Origin of the sequence: Paenibacillus sp. FSL H8-0122, assembly GCF_038005345.1 — a bacterium.
Lineage (GTDB): Bacteria > Bacillota > Bacilli > Paenibacillales > Paenibacillaceae > Paenibacillus_AQ.
This window is the reverse complement of record NZ_JBBOTB010000001.1, coordinates 4,515,195-4,534,310: the sequence shown is the minus strand read 5'-3', so window position 1 is coordinate 4,534,310 and position 19,116 is coordinate 4,515,195. Positions and strand designations below refer to the sequence as shown.

The window sequence follows — 19,116 nt, the reverse complement described above, 5'->3', positions numbered from 1 at the left end:
GGCCTAATGTTCGGAATCTGGGGAGGAATTAAGCATGTCGGTTGAAAAAGTATTGCAGACGATCAAGGAAAACAATATCGAGTGGGTGGATTTCCGGTTTGTAGATTTGGGTGGACGTGCTCACCATATCTCTTTGCCAGCATCCGCAGTTGAAGAAGAAACATTTGTAAATGGAGTAGCATTCGATGGTTCTTCCATTACAGGCTTCCGGGGGATTGAAGAGTCGGATATGGTAATGATGCCTGATCCAAGCACCACTTACATTGACCCGTTCACTGCTCACCCGACACTGAACATTATGTGCGACATTTTCACACCTGATGGCGAACGTTATGAGCGCGACCCGCGCGGGATCGCAGTGAAGGCTGAAGAATTCCTGCAATCCAGCGGTGTAGGTACAGCAGCATTCTTCGCACCTGAATCCGAGTTCTTCATCTTCGACGATGTACGTTACGAGAGCGGAATGAATACTTCCTCCTTCTACGTAGATTCCGAAGAAGCAGCATGGAACACAGGCCGCAAGGAAGAAGGCGGCAACATGGCATTCAAGGTTGGCGTGAAGGGCGGATACGTGCCTGTAGCTCCAGTGGATTCCCAGCAGGATATCCGCAGTGAAATGTGCCGTTTGCTTGGTGAAGCCGGACTCGAAATCGAGCGTCATCACCATGAAGTAGCAACAGCAGGCCAAGCGGAAATCAACTTCCGTTTCGACACCTTGAAGAAAACAGCTGATAATCTCCTCACTTACAAATACATTGTGCAGAACACTGCACGCCAATACGGCAAGGTAGCCACCTTCATGCCAAAACCGCTGTTCGGCGATAACGGTAGCGGAATGCACGTTCACCAATCGATTTTCAACGGCGATGCCCCATTGTTCTACGAAAAAGGCGCCTATGCCAACCTGAGTGAAATGGCGCTGCACTACATCGGCGGTATCCTGTATCATGCTCCTGCATTGATCGCGCTGACGAACCCAAGCACCAACTCGTTCAAACGTCTGGTTCCCGGCTATGAAGCACCGGTCAACCTGGTATATTCTAAGGGTAACCGTTCCGCTGCAGTCCGTATCCCGGTAGCTGCTGTGACACCTAAGGGCTGTCGTATCGAATTCCGTACACCGGACTCCACGGCTAACCCATACCTGGCCTTCTCCGCTATGCTGATGGCTGGTCTGGACGGAATCAAGAAGAAGATCAACCCTGAAGAAATGGGCTACGGTCCGCTGGACAAGAATATCTACGAATTGTCTGATGCAGACAAAGAGAAGATCCGCAGCGTTCCGGGTACCCTGGACGAAGCTCTGGATGCACTGGAAGCTGACTTCGAATTCCTGACAGAGGGCGGCGTATTCACCAAAGACTTCATCGATAACTATATCGCCCTGAAGCGTTCCGAAGCTCAAGCCGTTGCCATCCGCGTTCATCCGCATGAATACTCCCTGTACTTCGACGTATAAGATAAGCTAATCTATTGTAATATAGTAGGACAGAAAAGCCCCTGGAATCATTGATTCCGGGGGCTTTTTGCATTTATCGTGTAAACAAACTTCGGTGGCGGCTGATCGTGCTGGAGGGCGAGGTGAATGGTGGAAGGTGAAAGGGATAAATCCCTCTGATTTAGCGGGGAGTTGGCTGGAAGGTGAGATGAAGGGGATAAATCCCTCAGAATTAGCTGGAAGTTGGCAAATGAGTGAAATAAAAGGGATAAATCCCTCAGATTCAGCGAAAAGTTGGCTGGAAGCTAAAATGAAAGGGATAATTCCCTCTGTTGCTGCTGCTGATGATTAAAGCTGAGGGAGAGTAATGATGAAGAGCACTAGTGCACCTGAATTCAGCAATAGTGGGCAAATGAGCTAAATGAGGAGCACTAGTGCACCTGAATCCGGCAAAAGTAGGCAAATAAGCTAAATGAGGAGCACTAGTACACCTGAATTCGGCAAAAGTAGGCAAATGGGCTAAATTGGGAGCACTAGTGCACCTGAATTCGGGGAAGTTGTGTGCTAGTTGGGCAAATGTGGAGGCCTGTTCTCATTTGTCGCAAATAGCTTAATATTGTGGTTTCGTTAAGTTTCGTTACTAAAATACTATTAATGTAATAAAGTTACAATAATATGTGGTGATCTGAGTTTTGGAGTATTAATTGTGCACATTAATCTCTGCTCATAAGTCACAATTAACGCTTTACAAAGGGAATTAACGGTGTGATAATGAAACCGAAACCGATTTCGGAAAGCGGTATCGGGCATTGCGATTAAGTGTTCATGCAACTAAGTGGTTATGCAACTATGTATTAATCAATTATGTGGTTATCCAATTATGTGGTCATCGCAAACAAGAAGATATCTACTGTTAGGGAACAGGGAGGATGAATGTATTGAAGGAGCAATCAAAGGTGTCAAGATCAGGATGGAGCTTCACCGGAAATAACGGGGACTTTCGGCTGGAGCAGCCGGACCGGAGCAGCTTTTTATATTTTCCGCTAGTGAATGAAGGGGGCATGATGTCCTCGGTCAGTCCCAAGCTGCATGGTCAGGCCACTTCGGGCCATAATACCTTTCTGACACCGCCAATCTCCGTGGAGGATATGCATAATTCCCGCGCATCGCGCAATTTCTGGGTGTACATTGAAGGCAAGGGCGCCTGGTCAGCTGCGGGTAATTCTGCACGGCAGAATGCGGCGTTCTATGGCGAAGCAGCAGATGAATCCTTGCTGGAGGCAGGACTTCTGTGGCATCGGGTGACGCGGGAGAGTAAGGAGCTGGGGCTGAGGGCGGAGATCACAAGCTTCGTACCCTGCGGCAGCGACAAGGTTGAGCTGATGAAGGTGGTACTTACGAACAGCGGCACGGAGGCGCTTACGCTGACATCTACTGCGGCTATTCCGTTGTATGCGCGTTCTGCGGATGATCTGCGCGATCACCGGCATGTCACCTCGCTGTTGAACCGGATCTATACTTCGGCGTATGGCGTAGAGGTGCAGCCTGCGCTGTCGTTCGACGAACGCGGCCATCGGGTGAATCACACTTCGTACGGGGTATTCGGGGCTGGTGAGGGCGGAGCGCTGCCAACCGGATTATTCCCGGTGCAGGAGGAATTCATCGGTGAGGGCGGAAGTCTGGACTGGCCGGAAGCGGTTGTGAACAATCTGGCTCCGTCGATTGGGGAAGATGGCGGAGTGCCTTGGGAAGGGTATGAGGCACTGGGAGGCCTGCGGTTCGCCGCGATTACTCTGGAGCCGGGTCAGAGTCATTCTTATGTCGTAGTCATGGCGATTGACAATGATAGAATCGATGTGCAGGCGCTAATGGCCAAATATGGCTCGGCTGCGGCTTTTGACGCGTTGCTTGATGAGAATAAACGCTTCTGGGCGGATAAAGTCAATACGGTAGAATTCCATACTGGAGATCATGCCGCCGACGAATGGATGAAATGGGTCACATTGCAGCCAGTGCTGCGTAGACTATACGGCAACTCGTTCCTGCCTTACCACGATTATGGCAGAGGGGGACGCGGCTGGCGCGATCTTTGGCAGGATTGCCTGGCTCTATTGATTATGGAGCCTGCGGATGTGCGCAGCCTGCTGCTGAACAACTATGCCGGAGTGCGAATTGACGGCAGCAATGCGACGATCATCGGGCAGCAGCCGGGCGAATTCATTGCCGACCGCAACAATATTCCCCGGGTCTGGATGGACCATGGAGCGTGGCCGTTCCTGACCACCATGCTATACCTGGATCAGAGCGGGGATCTGGACTTCCTGCTGCAGGAGCAGACCTACTTCCGTGATACCTTCATGAACCGCTGTAAGGACCGCGATGCCTCCTGGGAGCCGGTTGCAGGAAGTAGTCTGCGGACGAATGCGGGCGAAGTCTATACAGGTACTATTCTGGAGCATATCCTGCTGCAGAATCTGATTCCATTCTTCAATGTGGGTGAGCATAACAACATCCTGCTGGAAGGAGCGGACTGGAACGATGGCCTCGATATGGCAGCGCAGCGGGGCGAAAGTGTTACATTCACAGCCTTCTATGCCAGCAACCTGCTCGATCTGTCCAAACTGCTGGTTACCCTGAAGGAACGGACTGGCGGACATACGCTGGAGCTGGCCGAAGAGATGGTGCTGCTGCTTGACTCGCTCGGCCAAGCTGTCGATTATGAATCGGTTACGGCCAAGCATGAGCTGCTCAACCGCTTCTATGCTGCCGCACCGAATAAGGTGAGCGGGGTAAGAGCCGTTCTGAAGCTTGAAGAGGTTGCAGCAGATCTTGCCCGTAAGGCGGAATGGATATTCAATCACCTGCGCCGCAATGAATGGGTAGAGAGCGGACACGGCGACGGCTGGTTCAACGGCTATTATAATAATGACGGTGAGCGCGTAGAAGGGGAATGGGCTGAGAGTACACGGATGACGCTTACCGGACAGGTCTTCCCGCTCCTGGGACACGCGGCTGCTCCAGAGCAGATTCCTGCGATCATCTCTGCGGTAGAGCGCAATCTGTACGATGAGAAGATCGGCTACCGTCTGAACAGCAACTTCGGCGGCATTCAGCAGAATCTGGGCCGGGCGTTCGGCTTCGCCTTCGGACACAAGGAGAACGGGGCCATGTTCAGCCACATGACCGTTATGTACGGCAATGCGCTGTATAAGCGCGGATACGTCAAAGAAGGCCGCAAAGTACTGGATTCACTGTATAACCTGAGTGCGAACTTCGAGGTCAGCCGGATGTATCCCGGAATTCCGGAATATATCAACGAGCAGGGCAGAGGAATGTACACGTATCTGACAGGCTCGGCAAGCTGGCTGCTCCTGACGATGGTAACTGAAGTATTTGGCGTCAAAGGCAAGCTTGGCGACCTGCTGCTGCAGCCGAAGCTGGTGAATGAACAGTTTGACGGCGATAAGAGCGCCTCAATCAAGACTATCTTTGCCGGACGTGAGCTGAAAGTCGTCTATATGGCCTCTGGAAGCACGGAATACGGAGAGTATCAAATACACGCAGCCCGCTTGAACGGAGCTGAGGTAACGCTTCAGCGCGTCTCAGAGGGTGCTGTGATCCCGCGCAGTCTGTTGACAGACCTGCCAGAAGGAGAAATTCATCTGCTGGAGGTAGAACTGGCCTAAAGCCGGAGCTGCTGAATTCTACGCCTGCTCTGCCGGTCTGCGCGGAGCAGGCATTTTAATATCCAAATATCCGGTATAGAATGGCCCAGGAAATGCTATGATAGGATGTGCTGCGTCCAACCAGGACAGAAAGGAAAGAGATCAATGACACGTATATTATCCAACGGAGTACTGACCGTAGAGATTGCTGATGTAGGGGCATACGGAGGCACCCGTTTTGACTGGACGGGATTTATTACAGGAGTGAAGCTGGAGCAGGGAGGACATACCTTTTGCGTTCCGGAAAGTCTGGTGCCTGGGCAGGGTACGGGAGGGATAGGCCTCTGCAATGAGTTTGGCATTTCCCGGGCAATTGGCTATGAAGATGCTGCTCCTGGGGAATGGTTCCCCAAGCCCGGCATCGGGCTGCTGCAGAAGCAAAGTGATGAGCCTTATTCATTCGTCGGGGAGTATCCGCTTAAGCGATTCCCGATCACAGAAGAGTGGAGCGAAGACTCGGTTACATACACTGTGCAGCCGCTGGAATGCCGGGGCTACAGCATGCGGCTGGTCAAGACATTGAAGCTTGAAAATAACCGGCTGGATATTTCCTACATGATAGAGAATACAGGGACCGAAGCGCTGCGGATTGAAGAGTATATTCATAATTTTGTCGGCATTGATGGGGCGCTCGTAGGGACGGATTATGAGCTTAGGCTGCCGGGAACGCCGCAGATCGTGGCCCCGGAATCGGCGTATACGGAGAATTTGCTCAGCATAGACGGGAATAGCCTGACATGGGCCGGGGAAACGGACCGCCAATTCTATTGCAGACTCGAAGGCTGGGAGCAGGCGGAGGCGGACTATTACTGGGAGCTGATCCATAAGCCTACTGGAGCCTGCATCAGAGAGAGCGGAGATTTCGCTGCTGAGCGGATTGCGCTGTGGGGAGACAAGCATGTGATTTCACCTGAGGTTTTTGCTGACATCACTATTTTACCGCGTCACAGCAAGGGGTGGAGCCGCAGTTACCTGTTTTCAGCCTTCTGATTGCGGTCTAGCTTACCTCATATGTGAATAATTATACTTGCTGGTGTTTATCGTTATCTGCTATCATAGCGATATCCATATTCATAGGAGAGAAAGGGTGGGAGTTATTTTGAGCAAGAGAGCATACAATTTTAATGCCGGTCCGGCAGCATTGCCGCTGGCAGTATTGGAACGTGCACAGGCGGAGTTCGTTGAATTCCGGGAGAGCGGAATGTCCATTATGGAGATGTCGCACCGCGGGGCGATATACGAATCCGTGCATAATGAAGCTCAGGAACGCCTGCTTTCGCTCCTCGGCAATCCGCAGGGCTACAAGGTATTGTTCATCCAGGGCGGAGCAAGCACACAGTTCGCCATGGTTCCGATGAACCTTATCGCTGAAGGCCAGGTCGGCAGCTATGTCATGACAGGAAGCTGGGCGGACAAAGCCCTGAAGGAAGCCAAGCTGACAGGCGGCGGCCATGTAGCCGCATCCTCCGCAGACAAGAAATTCCTGGCTATTCCCGAGCTTAGCAGCATCAAGGCTGCGGACAATGCGGCTTACCTGCATATCACCTCGAATGAGACGATTGAAGGCACACAGTATGCACAGTATCCTGATGCCGGTAACATTCCGCTGGTTGCCGATATGTCCAGTGATATTCTGAGCCGCGACTTCGATGTGAACCAATTCGGCCTGATCTATGCCGGTGCACAGAAGAATCTCGGACCGTCGGGCGTTACCGTAGTGATTGCCAAGGAAGAGCTGATCGCAAGTTCTCCGGCGAATATTCCGACGATTCTGCGGTATGATACTCATTACAAGAACAACTCTCTCTACAATACGCCGCCATCCTTCTCTGTATATATGGTTAACGAAGTGTTAAAATGGATTGAGGAACAGGGCGGGCTTGCCGGCACTGAAGCCAAGAACCGTGACAAAGCAGGTCTCCTGTATGATTATATCGACGGCAGCGACGGCTTCTACCGCGGAGTTGCGGAAGAAGGCAGCCGTTCCATCATGAATGTAACGTTCCGGATGCAATCGGAGGAGCTGGAGAAGCAGTTCATCAAAGCTTCCGAAGCCGAAGGCTTTGTCGGCCTCAAGGGACACCGCAGCGTAGGCGGCTTACGGGCTTCGATCTACAACGCCGTTCCGCATGAGAGCGTGAAGGCACTGGCTGATTTCATGAAGCATTTCCGGCAAACTCAAGGGTAATCTAAGAACGTTCCTGACCTTCCGCCTGGCAGCGGAAGGTTTCTTCTTGCCCGCAGCCAGGATCATTGAGTCCGGCCTGTGTCCGGCCTGTGTCCGGCCTGTGTCCGGCCTGTAACTGCAAGCAGCATCAAGAATACATCACAGGGCCATGGAAGGCACTGCGGATACTTACGCCGCCGCACTCCTTAAGACCCTACAGAGAGGAAGCATCAGACTTATGGCATTACACATTGTGCTGGTGGAACCGGAAATACCGGCGAATACCGGCAATATCGCCCGTACCTGTGCGGCCACAGGAACCCATCTCCATCTCGTGCACCCGCTGGGCTTCCGCACAGACGATGCTACACTGAAGCGTGCCGGACTCGATTATTGGCATGCCGTGAATATTGAATATCATAATTCCTTCAGTGAAGTACTGGAGAAGTATCAGGAAGGGCGGTTCTTCTACGCGACTACCAAGGCCAAGAAGCGCTATAGCGATTTCGCCTTCCGGGATGGAGACTTCTTCGTGTTCGGGAAAGAAACCAAGGGGTTGCCGGCAGAGATCCTGGAGGCTGGGCAGGAAACGGCGATGCGGATGCCGATGAGCGAGGCGGTCAGATCGCTTAATTTGTCCAATTCGGCAGCGATTGTGGTCTATGAAGCGCTCCGGCAGCTCGATTTCCCACAACTTTTCTAAAAGTTGACATCATTTTTTATTTTTTTCAGCAGGATTCGACATTTTAGTAACGAAATAGTTGATTAGTGCCGAAGAAAGTAATAGGGTACGTGAACTTGGATGTCAGAAATGGCACTACTAATCATAAGTTGAACAGGAGAGTGTAAGTTAGATATGAAACCTGCTGGCGTTGTACGTAAAGTAGATCAGCTGGGTAGAATCGTTCTGCCTAAGTCTCTGCGTAAAAGGTATCAAATGAATGAAGGGGATCCTGTAGAAATTCTTGTTCAGGGTGACCACATTATTCTGGAGCGTTACCGTCCGAAGTGTGTCTTCTGCGGATCGATGGAAGGCGTAAGCGAGTATAAAGACCGTTACATTTGTTCAAGCTGCCTTACCGAGATGACCCAACTGCCAAAACACGCGTAAGCGTAGAGCGCATCAATTATCTACATAGGGTAAAACGCGTAAGCGCGTCTTATAACATGGATGCTGGTTGGACTCGGCTTCAGTGAATAGTGAAGAACACAAAAAGAGCGCCGCACACATCAGTGCGGTGCTCCTTTTTGTGGTATACGTCCATCAGATTGTTCGCGGAGGGCGTGTCACAGCCCCTTAGTCTTGTCGTCGTTGTAGGAAGAAGTAAGAATACCAGCCAGAAACAGTACAAATACCAGGGTCACGATCCAAAAAGTCAGGGAGAACGACATGCAGGCACCTCCATTATTGACTATCTTCGTTACCCTGAGTATACCCTTTTAATCTGTAAAAATAAATGAAAATGTGATATTTAGCATTGACGGTTATACTCGGAATTACTTGAAGAACAAGAAGTTGGTTGGGACGCGGCGCAAATTGCCGTCGGAAGGTCTGTTAATGACCTTGCCGCGGAAAATCATGGACGATGAGCCGCCGCCATCCAGGTTATAAGCATCGATGACGCCGAGATTGTACAGCTTATCCTGCAGCTCAGCCAGTGTAGCTCCCGAGTTACCGTTCTCGTTATATCCGTCAGCGACCAGAATCAGCAGCTGATTATCCTTGTAGTTACCGATGATGGTCCGCGGTGCCCGCTTCGGGGCCAGCTGCCATTTCAGCGGAATGGCTGTCTTGCTCTGATTCTTCAGCAGCACAGGGACGAAGGTTGCTCCGAATACCGGCTCCAGCTGATCGAGCTGGTCACGGCTGGTGAATTTGCCGCCGATCAGCTGGCCGGATTTGTTCAGGCCGACGAAGCTGAGATCCTTGTAGCTGGGCTCGAAGCCGTACAGATATTCTCCGCCGACGATGGTGGTCGAGAGCGGATAACGCTTGCCGTTCTGGTCAGCGAAGCCGCCGGCATTAATACCGGCCGAGGCACCGTAGCGGTTCACGGCCTGCAGTGTGGTCTCGGAAGCGCCCGTGCCGTCACCGGCCAGGCTCATCTTCATGGCTGAGGTATCCTTCAGCTTAATCTTCATTGCGTATGCTGTATAATTGCCGGGGTTCAGCCGGTATAATTCAATGGTAATCCGGTCGCTGCTGATCACATCGGCAGGAATGCCGAGCCGGGAACTAATCCGGCGGTTGTAGATCCGCTCAGGACGGGAGGTCTGGGCCGTTGCTGTGCTGACCAGTGCGTTCATAGCGTTCGTGGTCTGCTTGTAGAGCTGTGCGCTGGTGCCGATAGAGTCTATGGTGTAAGCGGCATAGCTCTTGGCCACAGCCAGGTCCTGCTTCAATTGTGCGGTTTCATTCACGGGTCCGGGGTCAGCTGCGAAGGGGGCGGTATTCAGCTTAAGCTCAAGCGGAGGCTGGTACAGCCACAGACAGAGCAGCAGTCCGAACAATGGAGCGGTCAGGAGCATGAAGAACCGGTTCACTCTTTTGACAGGAGTCATCATTTCAGCAGATCCATCTCTTTCTTGAGCGTATCAAGCTGTTTCTTGACCTCGCTTAATTGCGTGTACAGCTTGTTGCTGTTGTCCGTCTTGTTACTGGCATTATCCTTGGTGAAGGTCAGCAGCTCGTTGAATGTCTGCACGGTGCTCTGAAGCTCCTTCACTTGTTCTGACAGGACGGCGATCTTCGACTCGTAGTCGGTCTTCAAAACGGTAAGCTGCTGCTGGCTTTGAGATCCAAGCTCGCTCAGCACCTGATCCTTCAGATGATTGGTGTAGCTGTACACGGCGTATACGCCGGCTGTGATCATCAGAATCCAGAACAGTAGAAACCATTTGACGGACGAGCCGCTTCTCTCTGCACTCCGGCGAGAGTGTACCCGGGTCGATTCCGCTAGCGGTTGCATTTCATCACCTCAAGCCATATTTTTCAAGATAAGAATTTACATGTTTCGGGGTCCCCGCAAAGTATCTGAGTAAACATTGAAGCCAAAGCCTCACTTTGTGGGGTTATTTTTCAAGTCCTCATTCTATCAGACTTTCAGGTTTTTCGCAAAAGTGAAAGAGCCGCGCAGAAACGACAAAAAGTAATTGCATCCTGTTAAACTACTGCGATACAATTTCTATAGATTGGAATATCTGATGGACGTATTCAAGGTAAAAGTAGGAAGAATAGACTTATGACAGCATAGATCCTTGCTTGCGTGTTGACGGGAAACGCTTACAGCGCTTTCCATTCTGGAAAATTATATAGATAGCAGGAGGTCTGGGCATTAATGACGAAGGTCTGGCAGGTGGTCATCGTGGGATGTCATCCCACAAGTATGCTGGGAACAAAATTAATTCTGGAAGATGAGGAGGGACTGACGGTAGACGGCATGTTCGCTACCTGGGAAGAATGTCTCGCGGGCATGGAGGAATTAAGGCCTGATCTGGTGCTGAGTGATTATCAGATGCACGATGGAACCGTAGAACAGGTGCTGCCGGACATGAAAAAAAGCTCACCTTGCTCCCACATTATTATCATGACGGAGGAGAACGATAAGGAGATATTCCTGCCCCTGATTGAACTGGGAGCGAGCGGGGTATTGTCGAAGGGAGCCACTCCGGGTCAGCTTCTGCAGATGATCCGCGGTATCCGCGAAGGGTTCCTCTCCATTCCGCTGGAATGGATTGAAAAGGGCTTCCGTCCGGTAGCCTCCTCCAGAGGGCTGGAAGGCGTCTTGCAGCTGACACAAACGGAGATGTTCATCATGGAACGCATTGTGCAAGGAATTACATACGACAAAATCGCACTTGAAATTGAAGTCAGCCGCCGTTCGATTGATAACTACCTGCGCAAGATTTATGTGAAGCTGGAAGTATCGACAAGAGCGCAGGCGATTGAGAAGTTCGCGCTTTTCTCAAGACAGAACAAGCAAATCTACGCATAATCCCTGTATTACGACATAATAGCATCAGGACTGGAATATTCTTAAACCAGATAAAGGGGGGAAGCGTATGAAGTATGAGTTTTCATCGCGCGCACATACATTGTTATCTTCACCGCTGCTGAGTATCCGTAAGGAGACACGCCGGGGTACGCTGATCTCGCTGGCCGAGGAGCTCCCGGCTGAAGAATTATTTCCGCTGTCACTGCTGTCTGAGGCGGCATCCACCGTAATCTCCACAGATGCAAGTGCGCTGCAGTACGGGGAGCCTGAAGGGTATGGCCCGCTCCGCGAATGGCTGACCGGAGACTGGCTCCGCAGCAAAGGAGTGGCGGTAGCCGATGGCGGAGTGCTGCTGACAACGGGCAGCCAGCAGGCCATTGACCTGCTGTGCAGGGTATACATTGATCCCGGGGATCATGTGCTGGTTGAGAATCCGACTTCACCCGGTATTCTGCAGGCGCTGCGGATGCAGGGAGCCGTCATTATTCCGGTCCAGGGGGATGGGGACGGCCTGCTGCCGGATCATCTGCGCCGAACGATCCGCAGCTATAGGCCCAAGATGCTGTTCGCTGCGCCAAGCTTCACCAATCCCAGCGGAGTGCTCTGGAGTCTTGCCCGGCGGCAAGAGATTCTGGAGCTGTGCATCTCACATAATGTGCTGATCGTGGAGGATGATTCGTATGGCGATCTGCACTTCCAGCGGAGTGAGGGCCATCCCTCCAAGAAATATCCTACTCTATACGCGCTGGAGAATGTCAGCGAAGGCGGGCATGTGCTATACATCGGCTCCTTCAGCAAGACGGTCGCGCCAGCGCTGCGGACGGGCTGGGCGGCGGGAAGCCGCGAGCTAATCGGCATGATGGCTGCCGCCAAGCAGATGGCGGACTGGCAGTCCAGCTCGCTGAACCAGCGGCTGCTGCATCATCTGCTCAGTGTGTCGGCCTTTGATCTAAGGGAGCATATCGCTCTGCTGAACCGCGAATACAATACCCGCCTGAAGCTGATGGCGGAGCTGCTTAAGCGTCCGGCCTGGAAGAACAGCGTCTACGACATGCCGGCCGGCGGCATGTTCCTCTGGGTATCGCTGCCTGAAGGCCTGGACGCGATGGCTCTGCTGCGTGCTTCGCTATCCAAGGGGGTAGCCTTCCTGCCTGGTCCGCTCTGCAGTGTAAGCGGAGGCTCGGACCGCATCCGGCTCAACTTCAGCCATCCCGGCCGTGATGAGCTGCTGCTGGGAATGAACCTGATGAGTGAAGCGGTGACCGAGTTCACGGCGCGCAGCTAGGCGAGAAGGAACGGGCGCAAATATGGCTTCACGGAAATTGAGCGGATTTTCATTTGAATTTTACCGGATGCTATGTTAGGCTGGAGTCAATTAAATCTTCCATAAACACATCGTTTACTGGATTGTTACTGGCCGTGCCAGGCAAAACCTAAACTGATGGTGACTGATTTGAACCCGTTCGCCGGGCTCGATGATCTTGCCATAGGTTTAGGTTTTTCTGTTATATAGGCCATGCAGAAAGATCATAATGAAAAGGGGTAAGGACTATGGCTACAGTACTTAACGGATTTCCTGAGCATTTCTTATGGGGCGGCGCAACCGCTGCCAATCAGCTGGAGGGCGCTTTTGATCAGGGGGGCAAAGGGCTGTCTACGGCAGATATGATCGCCTTCGTGCCCAAGGATAAGCGCACAGGGGATCATTCCATGGAGATCTCTTCGGAGCGTATCGCCCGGATTCTTGCCGGAGAGACGGATGACTGGTTCCCGAAACGCGAAGGCGTTGACTTCTATCACCGCTACAAGGAGGACATTGCTCTATTCGCCGAAATGGGCTTCAAGGTGTTCCGGCTGTCGATTAACTGGGCACGGATTTTCCCGAACGGCGATGATGCCGAGCCTAACGAGCAGGGGCTGCAATTCTACGACGATGTATTTGATGAACTGTTGAAATACGGCATTGAGCCGCTGGTTACTCTCTCGCACTATGAGACTCCGCTCGGTCTTACACAGAAGTATAATGGCTGGGCCAGCCGTGAAGTGATTGGCTTCTATGTGAAGTATGCTGAGACTGTATTTACACGTTACCGGAAAAAAGTGAAGTACTGGCTGACCTTCAACGAGATCAATGTCATGCTGTTTAGCCCGTATACCGGAGGCGGTATTCTTACAGACTGCGTGGAGAACAAGCTGCAAGCGGTCTTTCAGGGGCTGCACCATCAGTTTGTAGCAAGCGCCCTGGTCACCAGACTGGGACATGAGATTATTCCAGGCTCGCAGATCGGCTGTATGCTGGCCCGTATGGAAAGCTACGCGAATACCTGCAATCCGGCGGACGTACGTAAGAGACAGCAGGAGGACCAGCTGAATCTGTTCTTCACGGATGTGCATGCGCGCGGCAAGTACCCGCGTTATATGAATCGTTATTTTGCCGAGAACCAGATTGAGATTGTCCGTGAGCCGGGGGATGATGAGCTTCTTGCTGCGAATACAGTAGATTTCATCTCGTTCAGCTATTATATGACGCTTACGGTGTCCGCAGGTCCGGAGGGTGAGGCGACTGAAGGAAATCTGCTGGGCGGTATCAAGAACCCGTATCTGAAAGCCTCTGATTGGGGCTGGCAGATTGATCCTATGGGTCTGCGCATTACCCTGAACAACCTGTACGACCGTTACCAGAAGCCGTTGTTCATCGTAGAGAACGGGCTGGGTGCCTATGACAAGGTGGAGGAAGACGGATCGATCCATGACCATTACCGGATTGATTATTTGCGGGAACACATCAAGGAGATGAAGGAAGCGCTTAAGGACGGCGTGGAGCTGATGGGCTATACGGCCTGGGGTCCGATTGACCTGGTGAGCATGTCGACCTCGGAAATGTCCAAGCGCTACGGCTTCATCTACGTAGACCTGGACGACACGGGAAGCGGCACGCTGAACCGCAGCAAGAAGGATTCGTTTGAGTGGTACAAGCAGGTGATTTCGTCGAACGGTGAAATATTGTAGGTGAAATGGGGCAAGCTTAAGAAGCACAGACCTTAATAAAACGTTTTCATAAAAGTGTTGTCATATTAACAATGATATGCTAAGATGCTGCTACAGGTAGAATAACTGGATTGTTACTGTTCATTCAGGCAAAACCAGAAACGGGCACTCTTTTGATGCCGTTTTGGTTTTGCCTTTTTTAACACAATAATGTTGTATCCCCGCGCCTGCGGGAGATTATATTACTCTGACGGTGTAAGGTGATGGAATGAAAATTGCTAAGGTGCTCAACAACAATGTGGTCACCGTACTCGATGCCAGCGGGAAGGAACGGGTCGTAATGGGCCGTGGTATCGCCTTCAAGAAGCAGGCCGGGGATGCTGTTGAAGATGCTCAGGTCGAGAAGGTATTCGCCCTGGAGAATAAAGAAGGTTCACAGAAGCTGATGTCGCTTCTCTCGGAGATCCCGCTGGAATATGTGGAATGCACCGATGAAGTGATCCGTTATGCCGAGACGGTGCTCGGGGAGAAGCTGCATGACAGCATCTATATCTCACTGACGGACCATATCCATTTCGCCATCGACCGCCACCGTCAGGGGCTTCAAATCAAGAATGCACTGCTGTGGGAAATCAAACGGATGTACCGCAAGGAGTTCTCCATTGGACTCAAGGCGCTGCAAATTATCGAGGAACGGCTTGGGGTTCTGCTGCCGGAGGACGAGTGCGCTTTCATCGCGATGCATCTGGTTAATGCGCAGATGAACAGTGAGATGCGGGAGACGGTAAGCATCACAAATATCGTGAAGGACATCTTGAATATTGTCCGGCGGAGCTTCCTCATCGAGCTGGATGAAGAATCACTCGGGTATTACCGCTTCCTGACCCATCTGAAGTTCTTTGCGCAGCGGGTGGTTCAGGGCACTCCGATGGAGGAGCGGGACCAGGATCATGCGCTGCATGATCTGGTCATGAAGCAGTACCCGGCTGCCCATGCGGTTGCGGTGAAGATAGCGGACTATTCCCGCAAGATATACAAACGGGTCTTGTCCAAGGAAGAAATATTGTATCTGACCATTCATATTGAACGGATTATCCGTAGTGGGGATATAACAGAATAATGTGGTGCAGGATTGCTACTCGATACAGAGGCAAAACCTAAACCCGGACAGTGCTGGAGGCAGAAGACTGCTTTTCCCCGCTGATCGGCGTTTAGGTTTTTTTAAATATAAAAATTTATATGTTTCACGCTATAAATTATCCTTCTATTTCTCGCTGAAACGGTACCGTCCTTTAAAAGGACGGCGAAGCCGTTTCTGCTTGTGCGGAAAACATACTACATCTAAGGAGCAACATCTTATGAATACAAAAGAGCTGTCCAAAGAAATATTGAAGCTTGTTGGCGGAGAAGACAATATCGATCAGGTAACCCACTGTATGACCCGTCTGCGCTTCAACCTGAATGACAACAACCGTGCGGACAAAGCGGCCCTGCAGAAGACGGACGGGGTTATGGGCGTGATGATTAACGGCGGGCAATTCCAGGTCATTATCGGCAATGATGTCCCGGTGGTCTACAATGAGCTGATTGGCAATATGTCCGTTTCTCCTGAGAAGAAGGCTTCCGGTGACAAGGTGGAGAAAAAGCAGCAGAATCCGCTCAGCAAGCTGTTTGACTTCATCTCGGGCATCTTCACACCGATCCTGCCGGCCATTACCGGTGCGGGGATGATCAAGGGGATTGTCGCCCTGCTTGTCGCAGTAGGCTGGATGGGAACGGAGAACTCCACGTATATCATACTATCGGCAATCGGGGACGGCGCCTTCTACTTCCTGCCGATTGTTCTGGCCATCAGCGCTGCCCGTAAGCTGGGAAGCAATATGTACATCGCTGCTGCGATAGGGGCGGCCATTCTGCATCCGACTGTCACCACACTGCTGGGGTCCGGAGAGCCTGTTACTTTCGCTTCACTGCCGGTGGTAGCTGCAACCTACGCTTCGTCCGTCATTCCGGTTGTAATTGCAGTATGGCTGGCCTCCTATGTGGAAAAAGCCGTTGATAAAGTAACCCATGCTTCCCTGAAGCTGATTATCGTTCCGACGGTTACGCTGCTGGTCATTGTACCGCTTACCCTGATTGCTGTAGGCCCGCTGGGAGTAATTATCGGGGATGGCCTGACTGGAGGGATCAGCTGGCTGTTCGAGAATACGGGATTGTTCGCAGGCCTGCTGCTGGGCGGAACCATGTCGCTGCTGATCATTACCGGGATGCACTATGCCCTGATTCCAATCATGATCGCATCTATTGCGCAGCTTGGTTATGACTATATGATTCAGATTATGATGGTAGCGAACTTCGCCCAGGCGGGCAGTGCGCTTGGTGTCTCTCTGAGAACGAAGAACAGCAAGCTGAAGTCCCTCTCCCTGTCCACAAGTATCACGGCCTTCATGGGGATTACAGAACCGGCTATGTACGGTGTGAATATGCGTCTTAAGAAACCGTTCATCTCTGCCCTGATCGGCGGAGCCGCCGGTGGTGCGTTCCTCAGCTTGTTCAAGGTAAAAGCGTATGTCATCGGCGGACTCGCCGGACTCTCCGGCATTCCGATGGTTCTCGGTGCGACCTTTGTCTATTCGGTCATCGGCTTCGCCATCGGGGCGGCAGTTGCTGCGATTGTCACTTATATTCTCGGTTTCGAGGATGAGCCGGGAGCTGCTGCTGCGCCTGCGGTGACTCCTGCCGAGCCTGTAGTATCTGCCGCTAACACTACTGTAATGGGCGCTGCTGCTGAGTCTACGATGGTGAATCAAGAGGTATTCAGTCCGATTGCCGGAGCGGTGAAGCCGCTCAGCGAAGTGAGCGACCCGGCCTTCTCGGAGGAGATCATGGGTAAGGGGTATGCGATTCAGCCGTCCGAAGGCCGCGTAGTCTCGCCGGTCCAGGGAACGGTGTTCTCGCTCTCGAAGAGCGGACATGCCATTGGTCTGGTCAGCGACAGCGGAGCGGAAATGCTGATCCATATCGGCATCGACACGGTGAAGCTAAAGGGCCTGCATTTCTCGCCCAAGGTAACCGCCGGAACCCGGGTGGCTGTCGGCGATCTCCTGATGGAATTCGATCTGGCCCAGATCGAGAAGGCGGGCTATAGCACGATTACGCCGGTTATTATTACGAACATCCAGCAGTACCAGTCCATCCAGTCTGCTGGCGCCACCTCGGTTAAGGAGAAGGAGCTGCTGTATACGGTGCTTGCTTAGGGCGAGCCATGAGCGAATAAGCGAAGGGCTGGGGGCTTGGAGTGAATGAGCGAAGAGCAAGGTATAAACCAGTAGGACATTCTAGAGTATAGATCAGGTAAGTGGATAGAGAAGGTACAAAGGAGTTGTCGCTCGCAGCAGGTCTGCGTGCGGACAACTCCTTTTTGGCTTGTATAATTGCCGGAAGGGAAGGGAAGTAGGCCGGATGGGTGTGGAAAACTGAGTACAATGTGATGGGACGAGGGTAAGCGGGCCGGATGTGTATGAAAAACCGAATATAATGTGTTGGCGTCTGTCCAGTAACCTTGTTCTGTGGAGATAGGTGGAAAAAGAGCAGCTAATTTGACTGGATTCCTGAGAGTTGGGACTTTAGTTGGAAAAAGTACATTTATTCAGCTGAAATAGGCTACTTGAGACAAAATGGTGGAAAAGAAGTGTTGTTTATCCAACTAATCTTTTACGACGGGAAAAACTCAACAAATTAAGTGTTGAATTTCCAACTATTGGCTGGGTGGTGGAGCGCGAACGCCTCATGGTTGCGTGAATGCCTATGTAAGGCGCGCGGGCCTACAGCTTGCCCGCGCTAATCTCCGCGATCGCCGCATACTCGATCAGCGCCGCTTGTCCGGCGGCCGTGAGCGTGTAGCGGCCGCGCTGCACCCGGAAGAACCACGCATAGTAGTTCTTCTGCAGGATCGCAGCGGCGCCGGGCACACCGCTGCGCTTCCGCAGCGCGGCGGGCGTGACGCCGCGCGCGCTCTCCGCCCGGCTGTGCGCAGCAGCCGGGCCCGCAGCAGCAGCGTCCCCCGCCGCTGCTGCCGTACCTGCGGCCGCCGTCTCCCCGGCGGCCAGGGCAGTGCCCGGCGCGCCGCTTAGCGCCGCGCGCCCTCCGCCGAGGCCGGCCGCTCCGGCGGCTTCGGCCTCCAGGGCCTGCAGCGCGAGTGCTACGCGCAGCGCCTTTTCGCGGTAGGCCGTCACGAGCTTGACGCGCGTGCTGCCGCCGGTGTTGTAGTCCCCGCTGCGTTCGCGGAACTCGTAGAGCAGCCGCTCGCGGCGGCGGACGGCGCTGCGGGCCTGCGGCGGCGCGTCGCCCGGCTCCGCGAGCACCTCGACGAGCGGGGCCTTCGTCTTGTAAAAGACGACGGTGATCAGCCCCAGGCCGAGCCGGCGGCACAGTCCGGTGAGCTCGCCCCAGCGCTGGTTGACCGCGCCCTTCTTCTCCCTGACGCGTTCAACCGCGAGGTAGACGTTAGGGCTGAGCCGCAGCCGTTCAATCCCCTGCAGCAGCAGGGCGAGATTGAACGATTTTTTCATCTCCACAATGAGCGGCTGCGCCTCGTCCTCCCGGATGCCCACCAGATCACAGGTCCGCACCTCACCCTTGATGTCATAGCCTTGCCGCTCAAAAAAACTCTTCAAAGGAGCATACAGCTCCGTCTCCTGCTTGATCGCCATTCTGTATTCACTCCTGCCCTGAATTGCAGCGTAATTATTCTATAGAAATCATGATTCTCTATTATAGCACAGCAAAAAAGAGGTCAACTAT

At 52.7% G+C, this 19,116-nt stretch carries 15 protein-coding genes; 12 read left to right on the top strand and 3 right to left on the bottom strand.

The window, feature by feature from the left end; genetic code table 11:
- The first annotated feature begins 34 nt into the window (after nt 1-34).
- The 7 genes from glnA (at nt 35) to NSS64_RS19580 (ending at nt 8,441) form a co-directional block, all read left to right on the top strand.
- The gene (glnA, locus tag NSS64_RS19610) at nt 35-1,459 is read left to right on the top strand and encodes a type I glutamate--ammonia ligase (RefSeq protein WP_340942542.1); all 1,425 of its coding nucleotides are present in this window, start codon (nt 35-37) and stop codon (nt 1,457-1,459) included.
- 136 nt (nt 1,460-1,595) lie between these two features.
- Nucleotides 1,596-1,790 (top strand): hypothetical protein, encoded by a 195-nt coding sequence (locus NSS64_RS19605; RefSeq protein WP_341141229.1) that lies wholly within the window; start codon nt 1,596-1,598, stop codon nt 1,788-1,790.
- Between the two features lie 604 nt (nt 1,791-2,394).
- Nucleotides 2,395-5,124 (top strand): GH36-type glycosyl hydrolase domain-containing protein, encoded by a 2,730-nt coding sequence (locus NSS64_RS19600; protein WP_341141228.1) that lies wholly within the window; start codon nt 2,395-2,397, stop codon nt 5,122-5,124.
- A 144-nt stretch (nt 5,125-5,268) separates the two neighbouring features.
- The gene (locus NSS64_RS19595) at nt 5,269-6,153 is read left to right on the top strand and encodes a hypothetical protein (RefSeq protein WP_341141227.1); all 885 of its coding nucleotides are present in this window, start codon (nt 5,269-5,271) and stop codon (nt 6,151-6,153) included.
- A gap of 106 nt (nt 6,154-6,259) precedes the next feature.
- On the top strand, nt 6,260-7,351 hold the full coding sequence (gene serC / locus NSS64_RS19590) for a 3-phosphoserine/phosphohydroxythreonine transaminase (protein ID WP_036722639.1): 1,092 nt from the start codon (nt 6,260-6,262) through the stop codon (nt 7,349-7,351).
- A gap of 217 nt (nt 7,352-7,568) precedes the next feature.
- Nucleotides 7,569-8,033 carry a tRNA (uridine(34)/cytosine(34)/5-carboxymethylaminomethyluridine(34)-2'-O)-methyltransferase TrmL gene (gene trmL, locus NSS64_RS19585; RefSeq protein ID WP_036697752.1) on the top strand — a complete coding sequence of 155 codons (465 nt, stop codon included), beginning with the start codon at nt 7,569-7,571 and terminating at the stop codon, nt 8,031-8,033.
- Between the two features lie 153 nt (nt 8,034-8,186).
- On the top strand, nt 8,187-8,441 hold the full coding sequence (locus NSS64_RS19580) for an AbrB/MazE/SpoVT family DNA-binding domain-containing protein (protein WP_036697751.1): 255 nt from the start codon (nt 8,187-8,189) through the stop codon (nt 8,439-8,441).
- Between the two features lie 386 nt (nt 8,442-8,827).
- On the opposite strand, the gene NSS64_RS19575 is transcribed toward NSS64_RS19580, so the two are convergent.
- Complete coding sequence (locus NSS64_RS19575; protein WP_341141226.1) at nt 8,828-9,895, bottom strand: phosphodiester glycosidase family protein; 1,068 nt, start codon at nt 9,893-9,895, stop codon at nt 8,828-8,830.
- Entirely contained in the window at nt 9,892-10,299 is a 408-nt protein-coding gene (locus NSS64_RS19570) for a hypothetical protein (RefSeq protein WP_036722356.1), read from the bottom strand. The genes NSS64_RS19575 and NSS64_RS19570 overlap by 4 nt, the downstream gene beginning before the upstream one ends.
- 369 nt (nt 10,300-10,668) lie before the next feature.
- On the opposite strand from NSS64_RS19570, the gene NSS64_RS19565 reads away from it, so the two are divergent.
- The 5 genes from NSS64_RS19565 to NSS64_RS19545 all read left to right on the top strand — a co-directional run bounded on the left by NSS64_RS19565 (nt 10,669) and on the right by NSS64_RS19545 (nt 17,570).
- The gene (locus NSS64_RS19565; protein ID WP_340991942.1) at nt 10,669-11,325 is read left to right on the top strand and encodes a response regulator transcription factor; all 657 of its coding nucleotides are present in this window, start codon (nt 10,669-10,671) and stop codon (nt 11,323-11,325) included.
- A gap of 67 nt (nt 11,326-11,392) precedes the next feature.
- The gene (locus tag NSS64_RS19560; RefSeq protein WP_341141225.1) at nt 11,393-12,610 is read left to right on the top strand and encodes an aminotransferase-like domain-containing protein; all 1,218 of its coding nucleotides are present in this window, start codon (nt 11,393-11,395) and stop codon (nt 12,608-12,610) included.
- Nucleotides 12,611-12,876: 266 nt separating this feature from the next.
- Nucleotides 12,877-14,334 (top strand): glycoside hydrolase family 1 protein, encoded by a 1,458-nt coding sequence (locus tag NSS64_RS19555; RefSeq protein WP_341141224.1) that lies wholly within the window; start codon nt 12,877-12,879, stop codon nt 14,332-14,334.
- Nucleotides 14,335-14,581: 247 nt separating this feature from the next.
- Nucleotides 14,582-15,433, top strand: coding sequence for a BglG family transcription antiterminator LicT (licT, locus tag NSS64_RS19550; protein WP_341141223.1), 852 nt, complete (start codon nt 14,582-14,584; stop codon nt 15,431-15,433).
- Nucleotides 15,434-15,671: 238 nt separating this feature from the next.
- Nucleotides 15,672-17,570, top strand: coding sequence for a beta-glucoside-specific PTS transporter subunit IIABC (locus NSS64_RS19545; protein WP_341141222.1), 1,899 nt, complete (start codon nt 15,672-15,674; stop codon nt 17,568-17,570).
- A gap of 567 nt (nt 17,571-18,137) precedes the next feature.
- Here the strand turns inward: NSS64_RS19545 and NSS64_RS19540 are convergent.
- A complete protein-coding gene (locus tag NSS64_RS19540) occupies nt 18,138-19,025 on the bottom strand; it encodes a DUF2161 family putative PD-(D/E)XK-type phosphodiesterase (RefSeq protein WP_341141221.1) in 888 nt (295 codons plus the stop codon).
- Nucleotides 19,026-19,116 lie beyond the last annotated feature (91 nt).